At 41.1% G+C, this 17,753-nt stretch carries 18 protein-coding genes; 4 read left to right on the forward strand and 14 right to left on the reverse strand.

Features of this window, described 5'->3' with window-relative positions; genetic code table 11:
* Positions 1-13: 13 nt before the first annotated feature.
* The 6 genes from NSS87_RS20815 to NSS87_RS20840 form a co-directional block, all read right to left on the reverse strand.
* Entirely contained in the window at positions 14-925 is a 912-nt protein-coding gene (locus tag NSS87_RS20815) for an ABC transporter permease subunit (protein WP_042189918.1), read from the reverse strand.
* Between the two features lie 69 nt (positions 926-994).
* The gene (locus tag NSS87_RS20820; protein WP_042189920.1) at positions 995-1,918 is read right to left on the reverse strand and encodes an ABC transporter permease subunit; all 924 of its coding nucleotides are present in this window, start codon (positions 1,916-1,918) and stop codon (positions 995-997) included.
* Positions 1,919-2,031: 113 nt separating this feature from the next.
* The gene (locus tag NSS87_RS20825) at positions 2,032-3,636 is read right to left on the reverse strand and encodes a glutathione ABC transporter substrate-binding protein (RefSeq protein ID WP_339242518.1); all 1,605 of its coding nucleotides are present in this window, start codon (positions 3,634-3,636) and stop codon (positions 2,032-2,034) included.
* A gap of 89 nt (positions 3,637-3,725) precedes the next feature.
* On the reverse strand, positions 3,726-4,730 hold the full coding sequence (locus tag NSS87_RS20830) for an asparaginase (RefSeq protein WP_339242520.1): 1,005 nt from the start codon (positions 4,728-4,730) through the stop codon (positions 3,726-3,728).
* A gap of 28 nt (positions 4,731-4,758) precedes the next feature.
* Positions 4,759-5,916 (reverse strand): ROK family transcriptional regulator, encoded by a 1,158-nt coding sequence (locus NSS87_RS20835; RefSeq protein ID WP_076300528.1) that lies wholly within the window; start codon positions 5,914-5,916, stop codon positions 4,759-4,761.
* A gap of 508 nt (positions 5,917-6,424) precedes the next feature.
* Positions 6,425-7,087, reverse strand: coding sequence for an MgtC/SapB family protein (locus tag NSS87_RS20840; RefSeq protein ID WP_042189928.1), 663 nt, complete (start codon positions 7,085-7,087; stop codon positions 6,425-6,427).
* A 208-nt stretch (positions 7,088-7,295) separates the two neighbouring features.
* Here NSS87_RS20840 and NSS87_RS20845 point away from each other — a divergent pair, with 208 nt between their 5' ends.
* Positions 7,296-8,261: a nitronate monooxygenase gene (locus NSS87_RS20845; RefSeq protein ID WP_339242522.1), complete on the forward strand. Its 966-nt coding sequence runs from the start codon at positions 7,296-7,298 to the stop codon at positions 8,259-8,261.
* Positions 8,262-8,371: 110 nt separating this feature from the next.
* Here NSS87_RS20845 and NSS87_RS20850 read toward each other — a convergent pair whose 3' ends face one another.
* Positions 8,372-8,587, reverse strand: coding sequence for a hypothetical protein (locus tag NSS87_RS20850; RefSeq protein WP_234532155.1), 216 nt, complete (start codon positions 8,585-8,587; stop codon positions 8,372-8,374).
* A 349-nt stretch (positions 8,588-8,936) separates the two neighbouring features.
* Here NSS87_RS20850 and NSS87_RS20855 point away from each other — a divergent pair, with 349 nt between their 5' ends.
* Both NSS87_RS20855 and NSS87_RS20860 read left to right on the forward strand, forming a co-directional pair.
* On the forward strand, positions 8,937-9,335 hold the full coding sequence (locus NSS87_RS20855; RefSeq protein WP_339242526.1) for a DUF2871 domain-containing protein: 399 nt from the start codon (positions 8,937-8,939) through the stop codon (positions 9,333-9,335).
* Positions 9,336-9,524: 189 nt separating this feature from the next.
* Positions 9,525-9,953 carry a VOC family protein gene (locus NSS87_RS20860; protein ID WP_339242528.1) on the forward strand — a complete coding sequence of 143 codons (429 nt, stop codon included), beginning with the start codon at positions 9,525-9,527 and terminating at the stop codon, positions 9,951-9,953.
* 87 nt (positions 9,954-10,040) lie between these two features.
* On the opposite strand, the gene NSS87_RS20865 is transcribed toward NSS87_RS20860, so the two are convergent.
* The 4 genes from NSS87_RS20865 to NSS87_RS20880 all read right to left on the reverse strand — a co-directional run bounded on the left by NSS87_RS20865 (position 10,041) and on the right by NSS87_RS20880 (position 15,279).
* A complete protein-coding gene (locus tag NSS87_RS20865; RefSeq protein ID WP_339242529.1) occupies positions 10,041-12,383 on the reverse strand; it encodes an ABC transporter permease in 2,343 nt (780 codons plus the stop codon).
* Between the two features lie 2 nt (positions 12,384-12,385).
* Positions 12,386-13,159, reverse strand: coding sequence for an ABC transporter ATP-binding protein (locus NSS87_RS20870; protein WP_042189939.1), 774 nt, complete (start codon positions 13,157-13,159; stop codon positions 12,386-12,388).
* Positions 13,160-13,324: 165 nt separating this feature from the next.
* Positions 13,325-14,593, reverse strand: coding sequence for a HAMP domain-containing sensor histidine kinase (locus NSS87_RS20875; protein ID WP_339242532.1), 1,269 nt, complete (start codon positions 14,591-14,593; stop codon positions 13,325-13,327).
* Between the two features lie 2 nt (positions 14,594-14,595).
* Positions 14,596-15,279: a response regulator transcription factor gene (locus tag NSS87_RS20880; RefSeq protein ID WP_076300532.1), complete on the reverse strand. Its 684-nt coding sequence runs from the start codon at positions 15,277-15,279 to the stop codon at positions 14,596-14,598.
* Positions 15,280-15,345: 66 nt separating this feature from the next.
* Here NSS87_RS20880 and NSS87_RS20885 point away from each other — a divergent pair, with 66 nt between their 5' ends.
* The gene (locus NSS87_RS20885; protein ID WP_339242534.1) at positions 15,346-16,608 is read left to right on the forward strand and encodes a serine hydrolase domain-containing protein; all 1,263 of its coding nucleotides are present in this window, start codon (positions 15,346-15,348) and stop codon (positions 16,606-16,608) included.
* A 34-nt stretch (positions 16,609-16,642) separates the two neighbouring features.
* Here NSS87_RS20885 and NSS87_RS20890 read toward each other — a convergent pair whose 3' ends face one another.
* From NSS87_RS20890 to NSS87_RS20900, 3 genes are all read right to left on the reverse strand, one after another.
* The gene (locus NSS87_RS20890; RefSeq protein ID WP_339242536.1) at positions 16,643-17,002 is read right to left on the reverse strand and encodes a hypothetical protein; all 360 of its coding nucleotides are present in this window, start codon (positions 17,000-17,002) and stop codon (positions 16,643-16,645) included.
* 272 nt (positions 17,003-17,274) lie between these two features.
* Complete coding sequence (locus tag NSS87_RS20895; protein WP_156113154.1) at positions 17,275-17,418, reverse strand: hypothetical protein; 144 nt, start codon at positions 17,416-17,418, stop codon at positions 17,275-17,277.
* Positions 17,419-17,513: 95 nt separating this feature from the next.
* Positions 17,514-17,741: a hypothetical protein gene (locus NSS87_RS20900; protein WP_339242538.1), complete on the reverse strand. Its 228-nt coding sequence runs from the start codon at positions 17,739-17,741 to the stop codon at positions 17,514-17,516.
* Between the last annotated feature and the right edge of the window lie 12 nt (positions 17,742-17,753).

Genomic DNA, 17,753 nt, shown 5'->3' on the forward strand with positions numbered 1-17,753 from the left:
GTCTTGTCCCTCCTTAGTTTTTCATTTTGGGATCAAGAGCATCGCGCAGTCCGTCCCCGACCAGGTTAAATGCAAGTACTGTCAAAAATATAGCTAAACCCGGAAAATAAACGATATGTGGAGCTATACTTAAATAATCGCGCCCCATGCTTAACATTGCCCCCCAATCGGGCTCCGTTGGCTTCGCACCCATTCCAAGAAAGCTCAGTGACGCAGCGGCTAAGATTGCCCCGCCAATTTTCATGGATAAATTAACGATGATACTAGGGACTGTTTCAGGAAAAATATGTCGCCAAATGATTCTTCGATTCTTTGCACCCATTGAACGGGCAGCTTCAACAAACAATGTTTCCTTCGCAGACAATGTTACGCTCCGAATAATGCGGGCGAACGAGGGTGTACCGAAGACTGCAACGGCAATCACAACGTTGGATAAACCAGGCCCAAGTATAGCGACGATCCCAATGGCAAGTAGTAAATCAGGGAATGAGAACAATACGTCACTGCCACGCATAATAATCCGATCCAGCCAACCGCCATAATATCCACTGACAAGACCAAGGATAGTTCCAAGTACACCTGCAATCAATACGGAGCTCAGACTGACCGCCAAAGTCAACCTTGTACCATCAATTAAGCGACTTAGAATATCACGGCCGTATTCATCCGTTCCCGCCCAGTGCTTGGCAGACGGACCTTGCATTAGCGCATCATAGTTCGGTTCATCAGGATTATAAGGGGTCAGAAATGGCCCGAAAATGGCAATTAAAAAAAGCAATATGATAAAAAATGCAGCCACAAGGGGCATCTTTTGTTTGCTGAACTTGCGAATAAAAACACCCGCGCGGCCTTTTGTTTTCTCCGGGGCTATTACCTCTCCGGGTATAGGAGAATTAGTTCCCATTACCGCCGAATTGTCGCTCATGATATCCCTCCTAATCCTATATTCACCCTATTGAAAACTATCGTAATTCTGCCTCTCAGTTACTCTAGCTTACTGAGAAAACCTGATTTTCGGATTGAGTACGCCATACAATAAATCTACAATTAAATTGATAAGGATAAATTGTGTTGAAAACAGCAGCAGCAAAGCTTGAATAACTGTATAATCCCGGAACAAAATGGAATCCACCAGCAGTCTACCAAGACCAGGAATACTGAAAACTGTCTCAACCATTACCGATCCACCAAGCAAGAATCCAAATTGAAGTCCAGCTACAGTAACGACCTGTATTAGAGAATTGCGCAGCGCATGCCTGCTAATAACAACATACTCGCGTAAGCCTTTCGCACGTCCAGTACGGATATAATCCTCCCGTAACGTTTCTAGCATCGATGACCGTGAGTAACGAGCCAGCATCGACATAATTCCCATTCCAAGTGTAATGGAAGGAAGAATATACGACTTCCAGGAATCTACACCACCGGTCGGAAACCAGCCAAGCTCTACCGAGAAAATTTGAATGAGTACCAAACCTAACCAGAATCCAGGAATCGACATCCCCGAAATGGCTGTCAATGTGCCTAAGTGATCAGGCCATCTATTACGATAAACCGCTGAAATAACACCAATTAGAAGACCAATGACAAGCGCCCAAGCCATGCTGAGAAACGTTAACCACAAGGTAGGCATTATTCTACTTTCTAGCATATCGGTTACTGGAATCCCTGATCGAATCGAATTACCCAGATTACCACTTAGTAGATCGCTCATGTAGTTTATGTATTGATTCCACAGCGGCAGATTGAGACCTAGTTGCTCTTGAATGCCATGAATCTCTTCAAGTGTGGCGTCTTTACCCGCAATAAGCCGGGCCGGATCGCCCGGAATTAAGTGAATAAACAGAAAGACTAATACCGATACAATGAATAGCAACGGAATAACCCCGAGGAGTCTTTGTAAAGCATATCTACCCAACTCATAAGCCCCCTTCAGTATCGACAAATGATTTAGTTGAGGCCGCTTCCTACCATTCTTAAGAAGCGGCCTCGTTCAATTCTTGGGAAATTAAATCTTGCGTTTGACTTGAATTATTTCACTTCTGCATTTAGGACATTAATGGAACCATCCGGGAAGACTTTGACACCTTCCAGATTCGATCGTTTGCCTGAGATGATTTGGTCAACGCCCATGAATGCCCACGGAGCATCTTCCCATACTGTTTTTTGAATATTTGCATAAATGGATTTAGCCGCTTCCGGATCAACAGATTTGTTTGCTTCAGCAATCCATTTATCTACATTTTCATTTTTATAATAAGCTGTATTCGAGCCAGCTGGTGGGAACATTTCACTACTGAACAAACCTCTAGTAGCACCATCTGCATCACCGGAGGATGGAGACCAGCTGACATACCACATTTGAATTTTTGCTTCTTCAGGTGTTTTAGCAGCGTTAATTTGGTCGGATAAAGTACCGCCTTCCATGGACTTCACTTCTACTTTAATGCCTACAAGCGCTAGCTGTTGTTGGATAAATTGCATACCCTTCATAGTTTCGGATTCATTCTCACCCCAAATTTCGGTTTCGAATCCGTCTGGATAACCCGCTTCAGCAAGCAGTTGCTTAGCTTTTTCAATGTCATAGTCATAACCTGTTTGTGGGGAATAATATTGTGTTTTGGATGACATCGTGGAATCAAGCTTAGCGCCAAGACCCGATTTCACCACCTTGATATACGCATCTTTGTTGATAGCATAGTTAATGGCTTGACGTACCTTTACATCATCGAAAGGTTTCTTCATCGTATTCAAAGTAACATAACGAACAATGGTTGAATCGATGGTATCTATAGTAATTCCTTCAATGCCTTCAACCTCGGATACTTGCTCGGTAGGCATTGGATAAATGAAATCAGCCTCTCCAGTCTTCAGCATCGCAATCCGTGATCCATTCTCTGGTACGGGTCTAAAGGTTATACTATCCACTTTCGGCAAGTCCTTTTGCCAGTAATCCGGATTCTTCTCAACAACTAGACGATCACCTTGCACCCATTCTTTGAACTTAAACGGACCCGTTCCTACAGGTTTTTTCGAAATATCAGCTCCGTTTTCTTCTAAAGCTTTTGGGCTAATAATAGGTGCCATAGCAACTTTATTTAAAAATGCGTTGTATGGCTCGCTGAGTGTAATAACCACGGTTTTGGCATCAGGAGTCTCCACTTTTGCTACCTTTGCAAAGCTTTTGCGCAGTCTCAGATTGTTCTTCTCATCTTGAATACGGGCGATGTTTACTTTAACCGCTTCAGCATTGAAGTCAGTACCGTCTTGGAATTTAACGTTCTCTTGTAAGTTGAACGTGTAGACCAACCCGTCTTCACTTATGGAATGGCTAGCAGCAAGGACAGGAACTACGTTCATATTCTCATCAAAACCCATTAGACCTTCGTACATCGTTCTGGCAGCGCTGATTGAATGTGTATCGCTTGCGTTATGAGGGTCCAGCGTAATAAAGTTAGCATTGATGGCAATTACAATGTCTTTATCATTTTTTGTAGTTGGGGTGCTAGTTTCCGTTCCACCAGCGGTATTGCCGCCTTGTCCCTCGTTGTTCGCTTTGTTGCCGCACCCTGCAGTCACTACTACTGTAATAAGCAGCAGCATGAACATTGACCATACTTTTCCTTTTGCTTTCATGTTATACACTCCCCTTTAGAAACGATGTATTAGAAAAGCTCCCAGTCCGATTATTCATGAGACTTGAAGATTATTCTCGATCCTTATAATCAGACTTCCCATTGGAATACAGCACGTCGCTCGCCCACAATTGTACCGCCATCATTGACAATAGTGTTCGGCACGAGTGCATATAAACGATCAATCGTATCTTGATTGCTATAGCCTAAACGTTCCAGAATCGATGCGATGATACAAGGCCATACTTGCTCGGAGCCATCGGATACTTTTAGCGAGATACCGATTCGTTCCTTTCGGAGTCCAATCCCATATACACCTTTAGCGCCGCCCTTTGCCGTCAGATTATCATCCTTTAGAAGCTCCGAGCAGACGAATTTCGTATCTGCAATCATCACCGGATTATCGTTCATAAGCTTTGCAGTCGCAGCAGCTGCGTTACGTATTTCCGTATTCTCAATCAAATCAGGACAAGCTAGCTTTAAATATGAATAAGCGATTTTATGAAGAGGGAGTGCGAAGATAGGAAGACCACAACCATCAATCCCTTGAGGAATGGATTCCTTCGATACTTCTGCGATATAAGCCATGATATCAATGATCTCCTGTTGCACGGGATGGTTAGGATCATAATAAGTATCTATATCCCAACCCATATATTTGCTAAGGCCCATTAACCCTGCATGTTTACCTGAGCAATTATGAAAGATTTTACGAGTGGGCTCATTCGCCCGATGGCGTTCTGCCTTGGCTTCCTCATTCAGTGGGTATGTAGAACAACAATGAAGTCCCTCTTCTTTTAATCCCATTTTCTGAAAAAGAGATTCAAGAGCTTCAATATGAAAGGCCTCTCCCCGATGCGAAGCAGTAAAGAGTGAGGCTTCCTTACTTGTCAAACCGTAAACCTCATCGATCCGACGCTTCATAACCGGTAAAGCTTGGAATGGTTTAGCAGCTGAACGAAGATAGGTCATATGCTCCGGATTACCTGCTTTATACAAAATATTACCTTTCTCATCGACCACGCTAACTGCACCATAATGGACATTCTCCAGTAAGCCACCGCGATATTCTTCTACTAATGTTGTAAACCCCATCTGTACAACCTCCTTCGATGTAATTATTTTAATCCAATGCGAAAAAACGATTTTGCGATAGTAGTCCAGATCCAATAATTACACCATTCTCGTTCAACATCGAACGATGAATGGAGAAAGACCCACGAAGGGGTTCCCATGTGAAGCGTGAAAGATATAGCTTCTCGACTGCTTCATAAATATCCGGAAATTTGTCTACGAGTTCTCCACTCAGGATCACACTATCGGGGTTATACATGCATACGACATTGTTGATAGTAATCGCCATATACATGAGCGCACGCTCGATCAAATGAACCGCCCAATGCTCTCCTGCATCCTTTGCTTCAAATAACTCCTCGATCGTGCGAATCGGACGAATCCGATTGGCTTCCGACAACAATGAACTGATATTTATATAGGTCTGTAAGCAACCCGCCTTACCGCACTCGCACATCATTCCGTTAGGATCCACTGTCGTATGCCCTATTTCACCAGCACTGTTCATCACCCCGCGATAAATCTCTCCTTCAAGGATCATCGCCGAGCCAACGCCTTGCCCGAAGCCCAATAGTGCGGTACGGACAGATCCAACAGCAGCGCCTTTGAGGTGTTCAGCAAGAGCTCTAACTTTCAACTCATTATCTACAGCAATTTCAAAACCGGTTAGTTCCTTTAGGCGTTTTGCTAAGGCAACATTCTTCCATCCAAGCTGAACAGAGAAGACAACAATACCTTCTTCGTTATTCACAATTCCAGGAAGTCCAACGCCAATACCGACGATACGCGTTCTGTCAATCACATGCTGCTGCGTCAGTTGTTCAATCGCTTCATTGATTCGTTCCAGTGTCTTGTCTGGACTCTCGTCCGGAGTACGCGGGTATTGCCTGCTGCAGAGAAGCTTACCTTGCAAATCTACGATACCTACAATCATAAGACTGCGATCCAGCTCAACCCCAACCGACAATACAGAAGCGTCAACCATAGCTAGCAACGTTGATTTCCGACCTAATCCTGACGATACCTGATCCGAATCCAGTAGATAGCCCTGTTCAGTTAATTCCCCAACAATTCGACTTACAGTTGTAGGACTCATACCCGTTTGTTTGGCGATGGAAGCGCGAGAAATTGGTTGTTGATTTTTTATGATTTCGAAGACCGTCAAACGATTTTGCCGCTTCATAAAATCCTGATCATGCTTTTTCACAGACATTCTCCTAATTATTTTCTTCAGTGCATTAATCAAACTAATAAAACTATAAAAATAAGAAAAAATTTGCCAATTAAGCTACGCTAATGTATTATTTGATTAAATTTCAGTTTAGTTTCTCCAGTGATGGGATTAATAATAAAGGCTCATTGATTGTATGTCAATATAAATGACATATTTTTTTATTCGAAATAAATGAAAGCGTTTAATATGTGATTTTTATAACAATCTCCAATAAATACATAACACAAACATAACATCAAAGACCAAAACCGCTCTCATAATAGACCGGGCGGAAACTATAAATAGGAAAAACTTAATTTAGAGGTGGAGGAAATATCTTAAAAATAAAAGAGGTTTGGGGTCGATGCAGAAGTTTTGTGAATCTGAATATTGGAAAAAAGGTAGAATCGTGCGCGGATTGATAGTGAAATGGAGATTGCACCCGCATCAAAAGCAAGTTCTTCATATAGAAACCAACTTTTGATGCGTAGTGTTAAAAAAATTATTGAAACTCTACTGCCTTAACAGACGCGTCCTCTTGTATCAATGACAACAATTTCACAGCATTAAACGATTCAGGAAATTTTACGATAATTTCTAAATTCAATTCGGAGGCAAGACTATTATTTTCAGCGTGAAAGCTTAAAATGGTAATATTTTTTTCTTCAAGGAGCTGTTGAATTCTACTCACGGCTCCTTCTGAATTAGTCAGACAGATCACAATCTGTTGCGTTTTCGGTGAGGCCAGCCAACTGTAGCGGCCATGCAAAATCTTTTGTCCAAGTAAGATAATAATTGTTGCTCCTCCACCAAGAATATATAGGCCCGATCCAATCGCCAGCCCTAGTCCCGCCGTTGCCCAAATCCCCGCTGCAGTTGTCAGGCCCTTCACAGTGTGTCTATGCATGAAAATCATTCCTGCACCAAGAAATCCCACTCCACTTACTACCTGGGCAGCTATACGTGCGGGATCGAGCTTAACATAGGACCAATCAGCTTGATCCTGAAATCCATATTTTGAAATGATCATCATAAGTGCAGCACCTAAAGCAACAATAAAATGCGTTCTAACTCCCGCTTCTTTCATCCGACTTTTTCGTTCAAAGCCAACTAAAACACCACAAATTCCAGCTCCAACTACACGAAGCAAATATTCAAACTCCATACATAGTCCTTCTCTCCTTATAATATTGCTATTTATTGTATCATAAACGGATTTCTATATTTCTCCCTCCTATAATATGAACATGATATTTAACATAGTTTGAGCATGCGCACAGTCACATCTGCAAAGATTTAACTGTGATACCTTTATAACTGTTACTCCAGTAGACATTTTATAACGGTCTACAACTAGTGAAAGAGGTGCGTTTATGAAACTGCCAACAATCCAATTTGGGCATATTAAATCCAAGGTTCCTGTAATTCAAGGGGGTATGGGCGTAGGCATATCCTTAAGTGGCTTAGCTGCTGCTGTAGCCAATGCAGGCGGGATCGGCACCATTTCCGGTACAGGAATCACCACTGATGAACTGAGAATGCATATTCGCAAAACAAGAGAGCTCTCAAAAGGGATTGGATATATCGGTGTGAATGTTCTATTCGCGATGAAGGATTTTGCTGATAAAATGAAGGTCGCTTTGGAAGAAAAAGTGGACTTTATTATTTCTGGAGCCGGGATTTCCAGAGATATTTATGCTTGGGGTAAAGAGTATGGTACTCCTGTGGTGTCTATTGTTTCCTCCGCCAAATTAGCCAGAATATCCGAAAGACTTGGTGCTTCTGCAGTCGTAGTGGAAGGATTTGAAGCCGGGGGCCATTTGGGCACAGAGAGATCCATGTTCGAAATTCTTCCTGAGGTTGTAGAAGCCGTTTCGATTCCGGTTATTGCTGCTGGTGGGATTCTGACGGGAGATGATATCGCAAAAGCCCTTCGGATTGGCGCTTCTGGTGTTCAGATGGGGACTCGTTTCGTGGCGAGCCATGAATGTGATGCTCCTCTGGCCTTTAAGCAAAAATATGTAGATGCTCAGCAAGGTGATACTATTCTAATTAAGTCTACAGTTGGGCTAGATGGCAGAGCGATTCGTAATGAATTCACAGAACGTATTAGTGATGATGCCAAATTAAAAATAGCAAAATGCTCTAATTGTCTAAAGGTATGTTCGCATCGCTTCTGTACCATGGAATCCCTGCTAACTTCGCTTAGAGGAGATGTTAAGAACGGATTAGTGTTTGCCGGGTCCAGAGTTCATGAGATTAAAGAGATATTGTCCGTACAGCAGATTATTGACAATTTAATGTATGAGTATCAGGGAGCATTGAACCCCGCAACTTAAGATTGTAATACGATACTTATGCGATGATAAAAAAAGAACCCTTTGTTGTATGCAACAAAGGGTTCTTTTTAAAATGCGTTGTTTATAGTTGACTCTATATCAGCATAGCCTTACATCATTCCACGAGTATTAGAAATGCCCTCTTGTTGATGACAGCTCTTATACATTTGTTCTAGTTCGGAATCACCTAAGTTAGGATGTCTTTCTTTCATAAAGGGCAACATCTCTTTAAAAGTGCTTGGAGCAAACCCGGCAGCATAAGCTGCTGTTCCAATTCCAAATGACAAAATAACAACACAGATTACTGCAAATACTCCTCTTTTCAAAAAAACCATCTCCTACTTTATAATACGGAAAAAATCAATACGAAAAAAATTTGCTGAAACCAACATGCACATCAGACCCATTCCCATAACTAGAATGGCTATGATCCAATCCGCTTTTTTCATATTCATCCTCCCGTGCGATCGAACACCCTGAATCCAATGAATAGTGGGGTTCAATAATATTAATGATTATAGATGAATATTGTGTGGAAACTATGTGGGACATGCTTAAGAGATTATTTTTTGTCAATTCCGTGAAATTAATCACTATATAATCATTTGTTCATACTGCGTTCTTATTTGAAAGATATGATTTCAATATAACAATAAACATAAAGGAGTCATGATCATGAAAAAATTGTATTACACGTCTTTTTTCTATGCCATTCTTGGTTTGATAGCAGGTGTTGCTTATCGTGAAATTACCAAAATGAATGATTTCGAAGGAAACACCATCTTAGTTGCACTTCATACTCATATCCTTGTACTGGGCTTTTTCTTCTTTATAATCGCATTGATCCTAGCCAAGTTATTTAATATCCATGAAGCTAAATCCTTTGGCGCATGGTACATTGTATATAACATTGGTCTCCTGATCACGATCGGTACTATGGCCACTCGCGGGATGCTGCAAATTAACGGGAATGATATCAGCTTCTTACCGCATATTGCAGGTCTCGGTCATGCCATAGTAGGTGCTGGTATCATTTGGCTACTAGTTCTGCTCGGTAAACGAATTAAATCATAGGAAAAGAGCCGCTGGATCATATTCCAGCGGCTCTTTTGATTAGTCATATTTAAGTTCATACCAAATGAGACTATAAGTATATTTGTTTATACACTGGTAAATGATACAATATGGAAGTCGCGAGATATCTTAAATTTTAACTTTAAACTATGCTTTCGATGCCAATAAAACTTTTAAGGAGTGAAGTAAATGTCTATCGATGTTTATCTGAATTTCAACGGGAATTGTCGTCAAGCCGCAGAATTTTACGCGGAGGTGTTTGGCGTTGAACGTCCACAAATCATGACCTTTGGCGAAGCACCACCTGATCCCAATTTCACTCTTCCTGAAGAAGCCAAAGATTTAGTTATGCACACTCGCTTGAATATCGAAGGCAGTAATGTAATGTTCTCTGATGTTTTTCCGGGCATGCCTTTTGTGGAAGGAAATAACATTAGTCTTTCGGTAGTTAGTAAGGATTTGGATGGCATAAAAAAATATTTTCATAAGCTTAAAGAAGGCGGCAAAGTAGGTATGGAATTACAAGAAACCTTCTGGAGCTCGTGTTATGGTAGTCTAAAAGATAAATTCGGCATCGATTGGCAATTCAATTATGATGACGGACGAATGAATATGTAATAAAAATAACAACGAGTATGGAGTGGCTACGAAACCTATTAATACAGGTGCGGCCTACCTCCAGCTCGTTGTTTCTTGTTCAAGCGCTTAGTCCATAATTAAATCATATACACTGACCTTCCGAATCCGTCTTGCAACTAACATGGATACCACATAAGCAACCACTAGAATGACAGCACAGAGTAGAAGCACTTGAGGCAGACTAACCGCCAGCTGAACGTTATAAATGCCTAGACTTGAAAGCAATAATACAAACGCTGAATCCGAGAAAAAATAACCTGCTAAACTCCCCAATAATACTCCAACTACAATCACCGGAAAAAGACTGAACGTAATCTGTGTCATCAGATTAAAGGTTGTATATCCAATACCTTTAAGAATACCGAATTCCCGCTTACGTTTCATAATCAACGTCTTAATCACCAAATACAAAATTAAACTAACCACTATAATTGTGACCGCGGTAATGACTGCTGTCATAGAAGATACTGCTGAAGTGAATGTACTAAGCGTGCTTTCTAACATGTCTAAAATGTTCGTTACGATCCATTGTCCAGGGAGACGTTCTTCAAGCTTTTGAATGAAGACTTGAGGATCTTCCCCTTCCTTTAAGTATACATTAATGGACTGGACGGAATAATTCGGCTGCAATTTTCTCATTCCATCTTCTGTTATGGTAGCAACCATACCTAACTGATTAATCTGCTGGCTAAGACCAGTCACCAAATAATTTTGGGTTACCCCATTAAACGTAACTGGAATCTCGTCCCCAATCGATTTATTTTTCATTTTTGAGATTACACCGGATACCGCAATTTCATTATCAAAAATGGGCTGCCTACCTTTATAGACCGTCTGCGTCTCCAGCTTGGCATAATCATCAGATACACGGATCATAAAACTGGAATCATCTATAGAAGCTACTCTACCTTCCAATATGGAGATCTTCTGAACCTCAGGCATGGCCTCTACTTCTGCAAATATCTTTGGATCATGATCAGCTTTTTTTAGATCAAGTTGCAAATTGGTACGTTCTAGACCCACTAAATCTAAAACGGCTGAAGTATCCCCTTTAAAGTTAAAATTAAGGATGGAGCAAAATATACTCGAAAAGGTCAATCCTGCAACGATCAGCACGATCATAAAATTCTGCTTGGTCTGTCTAAATAAAGACTTCAGACTTAAGGCGAATTGCAAATTCAATGAAGTGCTCGCTAGCGGAAAATGATTTTTCTTAAAATTGTGGGTAAGAAGCCCGCTCTGAAGAGCTGCTATCGGAGTAATCCTTCGAATCTTTCTACTAGACAGGTAGGCAACTAAGAGAATCAGTACCGTAACGATAAGCAAACTCAACAAAGCACTTAATAATTCAAAAGTTGTCGGCCACAACAGTCCAACCGAAGACGAAATCATATTACCTACTAAGGGCATGACTAGAACAGAAATCAAACTTCCCGGTATGGAGGCCATTATAGACACTGAGACGAACTGTAACAGAAATGAGGATATGATCTGCCTTGACGTATAACCGTTCGCTTTCAAAACACCGATGTTGGTTAGGTTATCCTCAATATTCCCGAAGATCTGAAACCTGATCACAATCAACGAGATTACAACCATAATCAATGCAAATACAATCAGAATAGCGGCTAAAATATTCACAAAAACGCGGTTACCTTCGAGCCCCACATCAGTTCGCATGACTAAAAATGAACTTGTGTTTCCAGATCCAAAAATCTGTTCACTCAACTCTTGCTCCAGCTTGACTTCTTTCGCCCGTTCGTTTAATTGTACAGATAAAAAATTAAATTGAACTTCTTTCCCAAGCCGTTCCTCTAATTGCTTATAACCTTCATCGTTTAAAAATATTTTCAAAGCCCCATTCGTCAATGTCCCAAAAAGGGGTTCCTCCGTAAATCCACCGATGGTATAAGTAAATTTGTTGTTATCGTATTCAAACGAGATCGTATCCCCAAGGTTATACCCTGAGCCTCCGTGAAAGATATACGGCAAATAAATTGTATTTTGATCCGCAGGTTCCAACCGAGAAGTGGTATTAAATAGTCCCATAGAGCGCTGCGAATCCTTGTTAAGAATCAAGAAAGCAATAGCTGTATTGTTTCCCCCGTAGTTTATCTTTACATCAGGTAGCAGAAGCGCCGCCTCATTCTCCCATGTTTCAGTATAAGGATAGCTATCCACCAGAGATTCATAATTCTTCACATTCTCATTTAAAGGAAAATAAGCGGTGATATCAGGTGTATTTAGCTTCGATATTTTTTCTTGCTGAAAAGAATTAAGCTTCAAGCTGACCGTGAGGCCAATGTTCAGCAGCAGCGCAGCAATCATAATCAATACGAAGAGCGTAATCGTTGCACTTTTTCTTTTACGAATATTGGACCAAGCAAGCTTTCCTATTAAGCTTCTCATCCCTACCACCCCAATTCGGTCAGAAAGGACTGTAATTGCTGCTGCCGTTCAGGTCCACTATCTTCGCTATAAGGGGAAAGGCGCAAATCTCCGATGACTACCCCATCCTGCAGATACAAGATCCGATTACCACGCAGCGCAGTTTTGAGATCATGGGTTACCATAATTATGCTTTGCCCCTGCTTATTTACCTCGGTTAGGACACGCAGTACCCCTATTCCTGCTGAGCTATTTAACGCTCCAGTCGGCTCATCCGCAAAGACCGCTTTTGGACTGTTGATAAGGGCCCGGATAATACCGGCACGCTGAGCTTCTCCTCCTGAAATTTGCGCTGGAAACTTACCCCAGATGGTGTCATCCAGGCCTACATCTAAGAGCAGCTTTTTGGCTTTTTCCACAGCCCCAGCTCTATCCTTTTGGACAAGAAAAGCACTTGATAATACATTGTCGAGGACACTCATTGAATCGAGCAGATGGATCTGCTGAAACACAAATCCACAATTCTTCCGCCGGAATATCGCCAGCTGATCATTACTCATCGCCGTAATATCTTGACCTTCAAACAAGACCTCTCCAAGCGTTGGCTTATCCATTCCCGAAATGGCGTACAGCAGTGTTGATTTACCAGAACCAGAGCTGCCCATGATAATCGTGAAATCACCATGATATAAGGTCAGATCCAGATTTTTTAATACATGCTGCTGAGTTCCTCCATGGGAAAAGGTTTTTCCAAGCTTATGGGTCTGCATCAATACTTTATTATTCACTTCGTTCATGTTGAACACTCCATTTACGTTCATGCTCATTAATTGCGCTAATAGTAACCCTAGCTCTACGCACATTATAATGGCTGCAATCACAGACTCATTCGTAATTGCAACCTAATCGTACGTTAAATGTTCTTAACATGTCTTTGTGCAATCCTTAACGAATTCTTAATTCTATCCTGCTAAAGGAATCAGCAGCTTTACAGTAAATCCATCCTCCCGATTGGAGCATACAATGTCGCCCTGCATTTTTTGCATCATATAACGAGAAATGTACAGACCTAGACCTGCACCGTTCTGGCTCACGGCCAGACTGCCCCGAAAGAATTTATTGAATATTAATGGCAATTCCTCCTCAGGAACACCAGGACCATAATCCAGAATATCAACTTCCAGATAATGATCCCTAATCTCGAATGTAATATCGATGGGTGTACCGGAGAAGGCATACTTATAGGAATTGTTCACCACATTATCGATGACCTGCTGCAGCCGTAAAGGATCCACCATAATAATGCAGTCTGGCACAGATGCAGCTGAAATCCGTTCGTAGAAGTTAACATTATTTATAATTTGGGTCAGCAGGTGACTATGCTCCTCCGTTAAGCTGACTTTTAGTTCATTCAGTTCCTCCAAGGTGGAATGGAACATGTCTGTGACCAGACGATCAATCTGATCCGCTTTGGAATACAAGGTATTTAGCTGTCTGCTTGTCTTCTCATCTCTTGTGCTTAATAACATCAGTTCCGTAATCGCCTTCATCGAAGCGACGGGTGTCTTAATATCATGACTGAGACTAGCAACCAGCTCCTTCTTACTCTTGTTCGCTAAATATTCACTGTGTCTAGCCGCCGCAAGCTCTTCCCGCATCATATCGAAGCTTTCGGTAAAAGCACCAAATAGATGATTACGATCCATCTCCAGAGGCACTTCAAGATCGCCTCTTGCGATATGCTTTGCGAATAGCTGCATTTTGCGAAACGGACGAAGAATGGATCTATTCAGGAACCAAATATAGAGGATGCCTAGAATTGTAAGCAAAAGCAGCATCGCAACTGAAACTTGTATAAATTGTTGTTTCATATGTATAAAAATCGTACGGTAATCATTATTAATAATTACTTTACCCACCAGCTGATCCTGAACAACAACGTCGACTAAGGTATCCCGATTATTGATAGCTTCATTAACGCTAACGGAAATCGCATTTTCAGTCTGATATTTTAGCTCACCAGAAGTATCAATAATGGCGAAATCATAGGGACTTTCCTTGTACAGTTTCGGCTCAAGCTTATCCCAATGCTGCTCTGTAAGCTTAACAATGGTATTGATCGCCACTCGGTCTGTTGAGGTCTCCACCTTCAAATTAAATATCAGGAATATGAGAGTTATACTTGCAGCGAGTATAGTGAGCATTAGCGCCAGTAGCAATTTTTTAGTCATCACTATTTATCCTCAAAAGCATAACCGATGCCCCATACGGTACGGATGTACTGCGGATCGTTAGGATTCTGCTCAATCTTCTCACGAAGATGACGGATATGTACATTTAAGGTGCCATCTCCCGCAAAAACATCCCCCCATACCCCTGTAAATAGCTCCTCTTTAGGGATTACCCGATTTTTATGCTGGATCAAAAACTTTAGCAATTTATATTCCATTGTTTTCAGCTTGAGGGGTACGCCGTTAAGACTTGCCCTTCTGAGTTCGGGATCAATCTGGATGGGTCCGGATTCAAGAAGGGAGGACTCGGCTACAACTTCGTTGTTGTACCGTTTAAGCACCGCCTTTACTTTTGCCAGCAGCACTCTCAGGGTATACGGCTTATGAATATAATCATCTCCCCCGATATCTAGCGCAATTAATACATCATCCTCACTGGAGCGGGCACTAATAAACAGGATGGGAATCCCGGTCGTCTGACGCAGTTCTTTGCATAACTGGAAGCCGGATTCACCACCTAAATTAATATCTAGGAGTAACATCGACACCTGATGCTCACTCAAAAAGCTCCGACAGGCATCGGCGCTCGTAACAAATGCGGTTTGAACATCAAACAAATTAAAATATTCGCAGGTGGTCTCCGCAAGCTCAATTTCATCATCAATAATCAAACAATCATATCTCATCGATTTCTCTCCACTTCAACTGAATTTATTATTATGTTAGAATATGCCTTTAAGGAGGGGTTACCTGTGGATACACAGTTCCAGCGTCTGGAGCACTATTTAGATAAATACGAACAAAGCTGGCCATTAAGTGGCACAGTCTTAATAGCTCAGCGTGGAGAAATCAAGTTACATAAAGCGTACGGATATGCGAATCTTGAACATCAGGTCCCCAACACTTTAGATACCAAATTCCGGATCTGGTCACTTACCAAATCATTCACTGGCATGGCTATCCTGATGCTAAAAGAACAAAAACGTCTCAGACTGGAAGATCCAATCCTAAAATATCTCCCTCAGCAGCATGTACTAGAGGGGATTACCATCCTTCACCTGCTAGGACATACCTCTGGTATAGCCAACTACACTTCCATACCCGAATATAATCAAAAATTAAATAAGCTAAAGCTGACTCCACAGGAGATGTTACAGCTATTTGTGAGTCAGCCCCCTGCATTTATGCCTGGCACTTCATTTGCCTATAACAACTCAGGTTATTATTTGCTGGGGATGATTATTGAGAAGATTACAGGGATGACATTTGAAGATTATATCACTACTTTTATATTACAGCCTCTGGGCATGGTAAATACAGGAGTTTATAACAATCAGCAGATTATTCAAAAATTAGCCTCACCTTATCATTCTTCTTGGGGAGAGTATACTCAGGGGGAATACATAGATATGAGTTCTATCTTATCTGCTGGCGGGATGTATTCGACCGCTGCCGATCTTTTCCTGTGGGATCAAGCCTTATACTCCGATCAATTAGTGTCTCATAACACCCTAGAGATGGCTTTTCATTCCAGTAACCTCAAATATCGATTTGGTTGGTTCTTGGACGAACGTTTTGATCGAAAAAGAATGTATCACGGCGGTGCCTATCGCGGCTTCCGAAGTGAACTGCATAGATACCCTGAAGATCAAACAAGCATAATCATGTTGACTAATTATGATTGCGTACCCGTCACTAAGTTATCGGAATCGCTAGCTGGATTAGTCTTCGGCGAACCTGTAAGGGTGCCGATCTCTCCGCAAGCCTACCCGCTTGATGATAGCATTTATGCTTCATATATGGGAACCTATGAGGGATATGGCTGCAAAGCGAGCGTGGAGCGTAGTGGGCAAGCTTACTATTTTGTCTGGAATGATGTAGAAGTCACTCCCTTTTATCCAATCTCGGAAACAAGATTCCATCATACGAAGCATGATTCAGAATATGAATTTAAGCGGAATGTACAGGGTGAGCTTTCATTTCTGGGAATGCATAAAAAACAAGACAAGTCTTAAATAGACCTGTCTTGTTTTTTTGTTTGTGTTTACGCTAGGCCTTAGCTATAATGATGAACTCAGCCAGAAGCACAAGTAGGGCAGTAGCAACGCCAAGCGAATTAATTACCGTTAAAGCATCTGGGTAGCTTTCTTTCTTAAATTGCGAGAATAAAGATACCATCCATAATACACTGAAGAATAATGCGACCAATCCGGAAATAGCCTCACTATCCACTTTTCTGCTCCGCATAAAAAATCCTACAAAGCCAACAACGGTAAAAATCATGTATATAACAAGCTCTATGGATGTGATGATAATCGCCTCGCCTGCAGAGAACAAATGCATTAACATGTATTGAATCCCTAAACAAATAAACACAAGCTGGTTAAAAGAAACTTTGCTCACTCTCATAGCTTATCTCCTTTTAATTTAAGTAAACTGCAATAAAAAGATAACGCTTTCATTATATCGATAATTAAAATAATCCTCTGTGACTTTCAGTACTCTTCCGATATCAGCCCAATCAAAAACAAGCCCTGAACAAAAAAAATCTCCTGGCAATATGGTTGCCGGAGATTTTAGATTAGAGTTTAAATGCTGACATAAAGGATGTATCCAAAACAGCCAATTTTCTAATAAAACTTCATCAAAAACAGGATCTCAATTAATGATGCATAAATCCACTAATTTTTAACTGCATTTAGAGCATCTAATTGGTCACTATGTCTTTTTTCTGTAAAAATAAGGCATAGGCACATGCACCAGCAAGCTGCAAATGTAGAGACCATAGGAGCTACTTGTTGAGAAGCGTTTTTATTCAGTTCCATTGTTTTAGTCCCCTCCTTTCAGTTTGTCATAGGGTCTGTTTTGAATACATCTCTTATGTCAGCATTGACAATGATAGAGCGAAATTTCTATGCCACTACTTTAGATGTTTCGGTATAACTTCAATAAGTTTTTCTACAGTTAAGTCTTTGATTTCACGGATAAAAGAATCATTGATTTGGAATCCAAGTTCGTTCTCGAGATCTGTTAAAATATAAATGATATTTCTAACAGAAGTTACACCTAATAGATTGGTCGTTCTATCGAATTCTTTGACATAATTTTTGACTGTTTCTTCTATAACCTGTTCGTTTAGATACAACAACTCCTTCCCCTC

Source organism: Paenibacillus sp. FSL F4-0243, assembly GCF_037963295.1.
GTDB lineage: Bacteria > Bacillota > Bacilli > Paenibacillales > Paenibacillaceae > Paenibacillus_AQ.